The sequence below is a fragment of the Chloroflexota bacterium genome (assembly GCA_038040195.1).
Taxonomy (GTDB): domain Bacteria; phylum Chloroflexota; class Limnocylindria; order QHBO01; family QHBO01; genus DASTEQ01.
Window position 1 is genome coordinate 797,831 of the sequence record JBBPIR010000001.1, and the last position, 10,066, is coordinate 807,896.

At 70.0% G+C, this 10,066-nt stretch carries 10 protein-coding genes; 5 read left to right on the forward strand and 5 right to left on the reverse strand.

The genetic code is table 11. The features are described 5' to 3' along the window. Positions 1–13 precede the first annotated feature (13 nt). Together AABM41_04060 and AABM41_04065 are read left to right on the forward strand one after the other, a co-directional pair. Complete coding sequence (locus tag AABM41_04060) at positions 14–454, forward strand: SRPBCC family protein (GenBank protein MEK6191485.1); 441 nt, start codon at positions 14–16, stop codon at positions 452–454. A 21-nt stretch (positions 455–475) separates the two neighbouring features. Next, on the forward strand, positions 476–916 hold the full coding sequence (locus AABM41_04065; GenBank protein MEK6191486.1) for an SRPBCC family protein: 441 nt from the start codon (positions 476–478) through the stop codon (positions 914–916). 14 nt (positions 917–930) lie between these two features. Here AABM41_04065 and AABM41_04070 read toward each other — a convergent pair whose 3' ends face one another. Further along, positions 931–2,898 carry an adenylate/guanylate cyclase domain-containing protein gene (locus tag AABM41_04070; protein MEK6191487.1) on the reverse strand — a complete coding sequence of 656 codons (1,968 nt, stop codon included), beginning with the start codon at positions 2,896–2,898 and terminating at the stop codon, positions 931–933. 54 nt (positions 2,899–2,952) lie between these two features. On the opposite strand from AABM41_04070, the gene AABM41_04075 reads away from it, so the two are divergent. Genes AABM41_04075 through AABM41_04085 form a run of 3 tightly spaced genes read left to right on the forward strand, consistent with a single transcriptional unit; the run spans position 2,953 to position 6,185 of the window. Further along, entirely contained in the window at positions 2,953–4,464 is a 1,512-nt protein-coding gene (locus AABM41_04075; GenBank protein ID MEK6191488.1) for an aldehyde dehydrogenase family protein, read from the forward strand. A 34-nt stretch (positions 4,465–4,498) separates the two neighbouring features. Continuing rightward, a complete protein-coding gene (locus tag AABM41_04080) occupies positions 4,499–5,278 on the forward strand; it encodes an LON peptidase substrate-binding domain-containing protein (GenBank protein ID MEK6191489.1) in 780 nt (259 codons plus the stop codon). Between the two features lie 4 nt (positions 5,279–5,282). Then, entirely contained in the window at positions 5,283–6,185 is a 903-nt protein-coding gene (locus AABM41_04085; GenBank protein ID MEK6191490.1) for a polysaccharide deacetylase family protein, read from the forward strand. Here AABM41_04085 and AABM41_04090 read toward each other — a convergent pair. The 4 genes from AABM41_04090 to AABM41_04105 all read right to left on the reverse strand — a co-directional run. After that, the gene (locus tag AABM41_04090; protein MEK6191491.1) at positions 6,166–6,855 is read right to left on the reverse strand and encodes a CoA-transferase; all 690 of its coding nucleotides are present in this window, start codon (positions 6,853–6,855) and stop codon (positions 6,166–6,168) included. The genes AABM41_04085 and AABM41_04090 overlap by 20 nt on opposite strands. Further along, on the reverse strand, positions 6,852–7,742 hold the full coding sequence (locus AABM41_04095) for a CoA-transferase (GenBank protein MEK6191492.1): 891 nt from the start codon (positions 7,740–7,742) through the stop codon (positions 6,852–6,854). The genes AABM41_04090 and AABM41_04095 overlap by 4 nt, the downstream gene beginning before the upstream one ends. Positions 7,743–7,767: 25 nt before the next feature. After that, positions 7,768–9,141: an aminotransferase class III-fold pyridoxal phosphate-dependent enzyme gene (locus AABM41_04100; GenBank protein ID MEK6191493.1), complete on the reverse strand. Its 1,374-nt coding sequence runs from the start codon at positions 9,139–9,141 to the stop codon at positions 7,768–7,770. Positions 9,142–9,187: 46 nt separating this feature from the next. Next, on the reverse strand, positions 9,188–10,066 hold an 879-nt coding region (locus tag AABM41_04105), incomplete at its 5' end, for a quinone-dependent dihydroorotate dehydrogenase (protein ID MEK6191494.1).

The following is a 10,066-nucleotide window of genomic DNA, read 5'->3' on the forward strand; positions in this document are numbered from 1 at the left end:
CGAAGGTCGGCCGATGCGCCTCGAAGACAGCGTCACCATCAACCGGCCCCCCGAGGAGGTCTGGGCGTTCTACACGGACTGGTTCAACGCGCCTCGCATCGGCGGCGGAGACATGCTCGGCCTTCGGCAGACCTCGCCGGGCCCCACGGGCATCGGCTCGACCCTGCAGGGCCGAAGGGTGATCCTCGGCTTCGAAGCCCGGATCCAGTTTCTGATCACCGAATGGGACCCGCCGCGCACGATGGCGTCGTCGATATCGGGCCGGGCACTCAGATCGGGCTCGGCACGCACGACCCTTGAGGCGGTCGGCGACGGGACCCGGTTCAGTGGATGGCTGGAGCTGGAGCTGCGCCCGGCGTGGAGGTTGCTGCTGCCGATCGTCGGCCCGGTCATGAAGCGCAACAGGCGCACCGCCTACGCGAACTTGAAACGGTTCCTCGAATCCCAGCCTTGATGGACGGCCGAAGGGAGACCAGTGCCGCATTTCGATGAGAGCATCGTGATCAACCGCCCAGTGGACCAGGTGATTGCGTTCGCGACCGACTGGTTCAACGGACCGCGCGACGGCAGTGTTCTGGCATTTCGCCAAACCTCACCCGGCCTGCCCGGCGTCGGCACAACCTTGGAGGGGCGAATGGTGATCCTGGGCTTCGAGACGCGGTTCACGACACGGATCATAGAGTGGGACCTGCCGCATGCCGTTACTTTCGCCAGCGCGGGCGGGCCCTTCCGGTCGCTTGTTCTGCGTGTGACTCTCGAGTCGAGGGCGGATGGCACCGAGATGGTCGAGTCGCGGGAGATGGACCTACAACCGGCGCTCAAGCTGCTCGGGCCCCTCGTGGTTCCCTTCTGGAGGCGCCGGACGAAGACTGCCCAGAAGAACTTCAAACGCCTCGTGGAAGCACAGCCCCGCTAGGAGGCTGACCAGCGTTAGTCGATCGTCGCGACGTTCACGGGGACGCGAATGCCTTTGAGTCGCTCGGCGCGCAACGGGCCATGGGCGAACCCGCGTTCCGTGGCCGCCAAAACATCCTGGCTGGCGAGAATCTCGTCGGCCCCCGCCAGAGCCGCAATGCGGGCGGCAGCGTGGACCCCACGGCCGGAGTAGCTGGCACCGCTCTTCGTCGCCTCCGCGGCATGGAGGCCGATCCGGATCGCGGGCGCGAAGCCATGATCACGGCGGTGGTCGCGCATCGTGCGGCGGATGGCGGTGGCTGCTTCGATCGCCTGGTCCGCGGTGGCGAAGGCGAGGAAGAAGCCGTCCCCGGCGTGGTCGAGAATCTCGCCGTGGCGCTCGATGACCAGGTGCCGAATCGTGTCGTCGTGCCAGCGTAGCAGCGCACCCCAGGCCTCGTCGCCGATGGCCTCGATGAGATCGGTGGAGCGGACGACATCGGTGAACATGAAGACCCTCTGCGCCCTGTCGGCGGCCTGCTCGCCAACCGACGCCCCTTCAATGCGTTCCAGCTCCGCGTAGGCGGCCTTGAGATCCGGCTCTGCCCCGAGCCGCTGGAACGCGGCGATGGCCGAGTGGAGCTCTTGGGCCGCGGCGTCGTTTCGCCCACCGGCAATGAGCGCCCGCCCCAGGCACGCTCGAGCCCGCGCCGCTTCATACGGGGCCTGTAGCTCCTGCCAGATGCGCCGCGCCCGCCGGAAGGATTCGACCGCCGCCCCGACGTCACCCCCCGCCAAGGCGGCGCGACCAGCTGCGTCGGCCGCGGCGGCGCGCAGGGCGTGGGTCCCGTACCGCTCCCCCAGGCCGCTCATCTCGTCAGCGGCCTCGCGAGCCTGCTGGACGTCGCCGCCGGCGGCGGCTGCCTCGACCAGCGCGGGCAAGAGGCGCGCCCGCTCGAGGGGGGTCACGGCGGGTTCGTCGAGCGCCTCGCGGAGGAGGCTGCGGGCGGCATCGGTTCGGCCCTGTGCCAGTCGCAACATGGCCAGTCCCGGCTCCGGATCGCGGCCCAACTCGTGTGCCTCGGCGAACGCCTGCTCTGCGGCGCCGTAGTCTCCAAGTCTCAGGCGGATCTCGCCAATCTGATAGAACCCTTCGCCGGAGTAGGCCACGGCGAAGTCGCGCAGCTCGTCGCACGCCAGCCGCGCCTCGGACTCGGCCTCCTCCCACGCGCCGCTCATCCGAGTGATCTCCGCGCGCCGCACCCGGCACATGCCGGGGAAGCCGGAGATCTGCTGGCGCTCGCACCAGCGCTTGGCGGCTTCGGAGAAGTCCGCCGCGCGGCGGTAGTCCGCTACGTCTTCGCAGGCGATTGTCGCGTTGCAGTAGACGATGGCTGCGGCCCGCGGCGAAAGCTCGTCACCGATGGCGGCCACCATGGCTTCCTCCAGGAGCGCCATCCCCTCCTCGACCCGGCCCAGCTGGACGAGGACCGTGCCCTTGTCCTCCATGCCCAGCCCGATGAGGTCGCGGTCGGCGAGTCGAGTCCCGATCTCGAAGACCCGGTTTGCGTGCTCCAACGCCTCCTCGAGATCGCCACGATTCAACGCGGCGTTTCGCCGCGCCCGCTCGAGAAGTCCGTGGGCGTGCGCCTCCGGAGTCCCCTCCAGCAGGCGTTGCGCGCGGCTCACCCAGCCTGAGGCGACCGAAGGCTCGAGCCGATGGCTGTACTCGGTCGCCAGCTGCAGGGCTGTTCGGGCGGCACGCGCTGGCTCGTCGGCGGCGATGTGACCCGCGTACGCTCGTTCCTGGGCGGCGATCGCCGAGGTCATGTCCCCGGTCCACCAGGCGGCATCGCCGAGCTGATCGAGGTCTCCAGGCGTCAGCAGCTTCGCCGCGTCGGCGGCGCTGAACAGGTCCAGCGCTTCTTGCCAGCGGTGCTCTGCCGCAGCGGTGCGCGCCTGGAGCAGGGCTTCGGCAGGTGGAGTGGCCTGGATGGTGGTCATGGCTGCGCCTGATCCTACAATGGACCTTCCGAATATCCGCGCAGACGAGTGTCCATGACAACGACCTTGAGCAAGACTTATCGCAACCTCATCGGTGGAGAGTGGGTGGAAGCCCGTTCGGGCAAGACGTTCACCTCGACCAGCCCGGCCAACCGCGAGGACGTCATAGGTGAGTTTCCGGCCAGCGGGTCCGCCGACGTAGACGCCGCGGTTGCGGCCGCCAAGGCGGCCTACCCGGCCTGGTCGATGATGCCGGCTCCCAAGCGGGGCGAGATCCTGTTCAAGGTGGCGCGCATCCTGGCCGAGCACAAGGAGGAGCTGTCGCGCCTCCTGACCCGCGAGATGGGCAAGGTCCTGCCCGAGGCGCGCGGCGATGTCCAGGAGGCCATCGACGTCGCGTACTACATGGCCGGCGAGGGGCGGCGCCTGTTCGGCTACACGGTGCCGTCCGAGATGCCCGACAAGTTCGCCATGGCCATCCGCAAGCCGATCGGGGTGGCCGCCATCATCACGCCCTGGAACTTCCCGATCGCCATCCCGGCCTGGAAGCTCTTCCCGGCGCTGATCTGCGGCAACACCGCCGTCCTCAAGCCAGCCTCCGACACCCCTGCCTGCATGATCCGATTCGTCGAGCTGCTGCTCGAAGGAGGCATTCCAGAAGGGGTGGTCAACGTCGTCACCGGGTCGGGGACCGATGTCGGTCATCCGCTGGTGGAGCACCGCGACGTCCGACTGATCAGCTTCACCGGCCACACCGAGACCGGCGTCGACATCTCGACCCGTGCCGCTAAGACCCTGAAACGGGTCAGCCTGGAGTTGGGCGGCAAGAACCCCATCGTCATCTGGTCCGACGCCGACCTCGACCTCGCCCTGGACTCGGTCATCTGGTCCGCCTTCGGGACCACCGGCCAGCGCTGCACCGCGGCCTCGCGGATCGTGGTCCATCGGTCCATCCATGACACGTTCGTGCAGAAGCTCCACAAGCGGGCCGGGGCGCTGGTCCTTGGGGACGGCCTGCTGGACACGACCGACGTGGGGCCGGTCATCAACGAGAAGGCGCTCGAGCGGATCGGCTCGTACGTCGCCATCGGGCAGAAAGAGGCCGACCTTGTCGTCGGCGGGCATCCTGCCCGTGACGGGGAGCTGGCCAAGGGCTCCTTCTTCGAGCCCACGGTGTTCGCAGAGGTGAAGGGCGACGCGCGGATCGCCCAGGAGGAGATCTTTGGCCCGGTGACCGCGGTCATCCCCGTCGACACCTGGGAGGAGGCGGTCCAAGTCGTGAATAGCGTCCAGTACGGGCTGTCGACATCGCTCTTCACCAACGACGTCAACCTGGCCTTCCGCTCCATTCGCGACTTCGACTCCGGCCTGGGGTACGTCAACCACGGCACCATCGGGGCCGAGGCGCACCTCCCGTTCGGTGGCACCAAGGCCACCGGCAACGGCCACCGCGAGGTGGGGCAGGCGGCGCTCGACTTCTACGCCGAATGGAAGAGCGTGTACATCGACTACTCGGGGAAGCTCCAGCGGGCCCAGATCGACATGGAGTTCGTGGACCAGGAATAGGCCCATCGGCCCCTTCGGGGTACGATTGCAGCCCATGCGGCTGCCCCTCTTCCCGCTCCACGTCGTGGCCTTCCCGCACCTGCCGCTGCCGCTCCACGTCTTCGAGCGCCGATATCGGGCCATGACCCGTGACCTGCTCGAGGAGGGCAACCCGTACGGCGGCAAGTTCGTGGTGACCATGATCTCCGCCGGGCGTGAGGTGGCCGCCAAGCCGGGGACCGGCCAGCTCACCGTCCGCCGGGTGGGCACCATTTGCGAGGTCCGGCGCGCAGACCGATTCGCCGATGGGCGCTACGCGCTGATGGCGGTGGGGGTCAGCCGGGCGCGGATCCGCAGCGTCGACCACTCCGGCCCGTACGCCGTGGCGGAGGTCACCCCGCTCGATGAGCGGTCCGGCGACGAGGCTGAGAGCTTGGTGCCCGACGTCCAGGTCGCCCTCGACGCCTACCTGTCCACCATCCGCCGCTTCCTGGCGGAGCGCGACGCAGCCGACCTCGAGGACCTCCTGGCGGACGCCGATCCCGACGCGGATCCTGATGCAGACCGGGATGCCTCCTCGGCTGGGGAGGTCAAGCGATCGACCCGCATGGAGCGCCTGATCAAGCCCATGCGCCTCCCCACCGACCCGCTGGCCGCCAGCTACGCCGTGGCCGGCGTGCTCCAGGTCGAGCTGTCGCGCAAGCAGCGGCTGCTGGAAGCGCCCGACGCCGCAGCCCGCCTTCGCGCCGAGCTGTCGCTGCTCCAACGCGAGGCGCACATGCTGGGCGACGCCTCACTGGCCCCCATGGGCCGCTTTGAGTACCACGCCAACTAGACCGATGCCGGCCGACTGGCGCCGGCCGGGCGGGTTCCTCCTCACCGCCCTCCTGGTCGTGGCCGGCTGCGCCCCGTCCGCTTCACCGAACGCGTCGGCGACCCATTCATCCTTCCCGCGCATTACCGCCAGCCCGTCACCAAGCCCGAGCCCCAGCCCGTCGCGGACGCCGCGGCCGACGTCCACCCCGGTAGCCCTCGGCTGCTTCGCCGGCAACCGGGGGCCGGCGGGCGAGCGAGAGATCATCGCCATCGCCCCGAATGCGGGCCCAGCCATGGCCCTGACCTTCGACATGGGTGGCCGGCTGGACCCGGCCATAGACATCCTGGAATTCCTGATCGCCAACCAGGTGTGCGCCACCCTGTTCCCCACCGGCGCGATGAGCGAGACGGCCGTGGGCCAAGAAGTGCTCGCCATCGTCCGCGCCAATCCCGACCTGTTCGAACTCGGCAACCACACAATGCACCACTGCAACCTGCGCGACGGCGGGCTGGGCTCGCCGACCGAGGCTCCCTGTGCGACCGAGGGGCCTCCCAGCGCCGCCTTCATCAGCGCTGAACTGAACGATGCGGCCGCCATCGTGGAAACGGGCAGTGGCCAGCCCACACTGCCGTACTGGCGCCCGCCGTATGGGGCCTACAACGAGACGGTCCTGACCGCCGCGGCGGAGCTTGGCTACACGAAGACGATCATGTGGTCCATCGACACCATCGACTGGAGGCCAATCGCCGACGGCGGCCCGACCGCCGCGCAGATCGCGTCCGGGGTCGTGACCTCCGCCAGCAGCGGCTCGATCGTCCTCATGCACCTGGGCGGATACGAGACCCTCGCCGCGCTGCGGATCATGGTCCCGGCACTCCGCGAGCGGGGCCTGGTGCTGACCTCGATCAGCGACCTGCTGAACTAGCCAAGGCGCGACGGATGGGCCAGCCGGACGCGGCGTCGATATCGGCTTCGCTGACGCCCGGTTGGAGGGTGGATAGCTCCATTTCGCCATCGGTGCCGAATCGGTAGACCCCCAGCTGGGTGATGACCGTGTCCGGGCCGCCGCCTGCCCAGCCCGGACGGGGGCGGCCATCGGGATGGCGATGGCCAGGCGAGGTCACGAAGTCGACGCGCTCCACGAAGGAACGGGGGGACTGGCTCATGACGACGATGACCCGCGCGGCGTTCAGCGCGATCTCGCAGGCCCCGCCGGACCCGGGAAGCCGCACGGTCGGGTTCGCATATGGACCGATGACCGTGGTGTTCAGGTTCCCCCAGCGGTCGACCTGAGCGGCGCCCAGCATCCCGACCTCGATCCGCCCGCCCTGGAGGAAGTACGCGAACAGGTCGTGCATGCTCATGGTCGCGGTGGCCCCCGAGACGAGGGCCGGGTCGCCGATGCTGTCGGGCAGTCGGGACGGTCGCGCCCCGACCACCCCCGACTCGTAGATCAGCTCAAGGTCCGGCGCCACCGTGCGACGGGCCAGGATGGCGGCGGCGTTGGGCAGACCGATGCCCACGAACACCGTTCGGGCGCCGGCCAGCTCCGCGGCGGCGGCGGCCACCATCAGCTCGTCGGGCGTCGTGCTCACGAATACTCGCCGTAGTCGACCGATCCCGACGGGCGGGGTTTTGGCCGGAGGGCGGCCACGGTCTCGGGGCCCAGCTTGTCGAGGTAGGCCGAGCGGTCGGGAACCCCGCGCACCCATTCGTCGAGCCACGCCTCGAGTTGAGCGGGGTCGCGGCTGATTGGATCCCAGGCGCGGTAGAACGCGTTGTCGCGGTCGTAGTAGCCCTGGGCGAACGATGGGTGCGCCCCGTAGTGCTCGACGCAGACGGCCGTCACCGCCACCCCGGGCAGCAGGGTCCGGTCCGGGTCGGCCCGGATGACCTCGGTGTCGACCAGCTCCTCCACGACCGCGATGACGCGCTCGGCGGCCAGGGCCGCCTCGCGCTGGACCCCCACCAGCCCCCAGACCTGGACGTTGCCCTCGGCGTCGGCGCGCTGGGCGTGGATGATCGTGACGTCGGGGTTGAGGGCCGGCACGACCGCGACGTCATCGCCCGGGGCGTAGGGGGACGCAACCCACTGGATGAGTGGGTTGGCCGCCGGCAGGTCCGACCCGGCGTAGGAACGCAGTGGGTAGAAGGGGAGATGCGCGGCGCCCGCCACGTAGCGGCCGACCATCCCGAAATGGCTGTACTCCTCCAGCTCCAGGCCGCCGCCTTGGATGGCGCGCCGGATGGCGTGCAAGGAACCCACGCCCGGGTTGCCGAGCCACGAGAAGATGAGCTTGCGGGCGCATCCCGCGGCCACCATCTGGTCGTAGACCAGGTCCGGCGTCAGCCGGGCCAGGGTCAGGTCGCGGCGACCCTGGCGGATGATCTCGTGCCCGGCGGCGAATGAGATGAGGTGGGTGAAGCCCTCGATCGCCACCAGGTCGCCGTCGTGGACGTGGGCGGCGATTGCCTCCGACAGCGAGACGACCTTGGAGGCCGTGGGGTCAGCCTCCGGTCTCTTCGGGCCCCGGCAGCGGGCGGATGGGGCAGCCCACCGAGGCCAGCGCCTCGGCGTAGAGCCGGATGGCCATGTCGACGGCCGGCTCGTCCACCATCAGTGGCGGGCAGAACCGGATCGAGGCCTCGCCGCACTCTAGGATCAGGAGGCCGCGCTGGAACGCTGCCTGCTCCACCGCGTTGGCCTCCTCGTGGCCGGCGAACTCGACGCCCAGCATGAGGCCGGCGCCGCGGATGTCGCGGACCGCGGTGCAGTCTGCCGAGGCGTACTCGATCCCGCGCCGCAGCCGGTCACCCATCGTGGCCGCGTTCTCGATGTACCCGCCTGCCAGCAGGTCCAGGGTGGCGAGGGCGGCCGCGGAGCACACCGGGTTGCCGGCGAACGTGCTGCCATGGGTGCCGGCGGTCCAGGTGAAGAGCCGTTCACGGCCGATGAAGGCGCCGAGCGGCATGCCCGAAGCGATGCCCTTGGCGATCGTCACGACGTCCGGCTCGACGTCGTAGGCCTCCATGGCCCACATCCGGCCGGTGCGTCCCATCCCGGACTGGATCTCGTCCGCGATGAGGACGATGCCGTGCTCGTCGCAGATCTCGCGCAGCCCGCGAATGAACGCTGCCGGGGCCGGGAAGTAGCCGCCCTCCCCCTGGATCGGCTCGAACACGATGGCCGCTACGTCCTCGGGCGCCACCAGGCGGCCCAGGATGGATCGGCGCAGGACCTCCAGCTCCGCGCTGCCGTCGCCTCCGGAACCCTCATGCCAGGACCGGACGCGCGGGAACGGGGCGTGGTAGACCATGGGCAGCAGGGGTCCGAAGCCGGCGCGCTGCTTGAGCTTGGAGTTGGTGAGCGACAGCGCGCCGAGGGTGCGACCGTGGAAGGCACCCTCGAAGGCGATGATCGCTGGGCGCCCCGTGTGGTGGCGCGCCAGCTTGATGGCCCCTTCGACCGCCTCCGTCCCCGAATTGGTGAGGAAAACGCGGGCCTTCTCTTCGAAGGGGGCGATGGCCGCCAGGCGCTCGCAGAGCTCGATATAGCGGGGCTCGTAAAAATCAGTGGCCGCGATGTGGACCAGCTGCTCGGCCTGGGCGGTGATGGCGGCAACCACCGCGGGGTGCGCATGGCCGGTGGCCGCCACCGCGATGCCGGCCGCGAAATCGAGGAATCGGTTGCTATCCACGTCGGTGACGACATACCCGTCGCCCGACTCGGCCACCAGCGGGTAGGCGCGGGTCAGCGACGGGCTGGTGACGGCATCGTCGCGGGCGATCAGCGCGCGCGCGCGCGGCCCGGGTAGCTCGGTGACGAGATGGGGGGCGGAGGGCGCGGCATCAGCCGCTTGACGGAAGGCCCGAACGCTCATGAGGGGACCCCTGGTCGAAAGCGGCGCGTCCTGCCCGCGCCTCTGGCTAGCTCGGCGCAGATGTTACCGCCTCCACCACCTCTCCGATCAAGCCCGGACCGGCATACACCAGCCCGGTCCACAGCTGGACCAGGTCGGCGCCCGCGTCCAGGGCGCGGCGCGCATCGGCCCCGGAGAAGATCCCGCCAGAAGCCATGAGAGTGAACCGATCCTTGGTCCCGGCCCTCACGGTACCGATGGCGGCCAGCATGCCTTCCAGCAGCGGCCTGCCCGACAGGCCGCCCTGGTCCGCTCCGGGGGGCAGTTCCGCGCGCAACCCGGTCCGGGAGCGCGACGTGTTCGACAGGACCAGCCCTGCCGCCGGCGACCCGGCCAGCGCTTTGGCGATGGCCGTCAGTTGGTCTGCCGCCAGGTCGGCCGATAGCTTGACCACCAGCGGCCGGCGGGGCTCGACGGCCGACAGCGACGTGACCAGCGCCGCGACGCGGACGGGCTCCTCGAGCGCCGCCAGGCCTTTGGTATTCGGCGAGCTCACGTTGACGGCCACGTAGTCCGCGACCGGCGCCACCGTCCGCAGGGCGGCGAGGTAGTCCTGTTCCGCTAACTCGTCGGGCGTGGCAGCGCCACGCCCGACGCTGACCCCGACCGCGAAGTCCGGCGGCAGCCAGGGTCGGGCGCGGGTCAGCCGCTCAACGATGGCTGCGGCGCCGTCGTTGTTGAAGCCCATCCGGTTCACCAGCGCCTCGTCCTCGGTCAGGCGCCACAGGCGGGGGCGCGGGTTGCCGGGCTGGGGCTGCGGAGTCACGGTCCCCAGTTCGGCGAAGCCGAACCCGAGCGCTCCCCAGCCGACGGCCGCCTCCCCGTTCTTGTCCATCCCAGCCGCCAGCCCGACCGGGTTGCGGAACCGGAGGCCCATGTGCTCCAC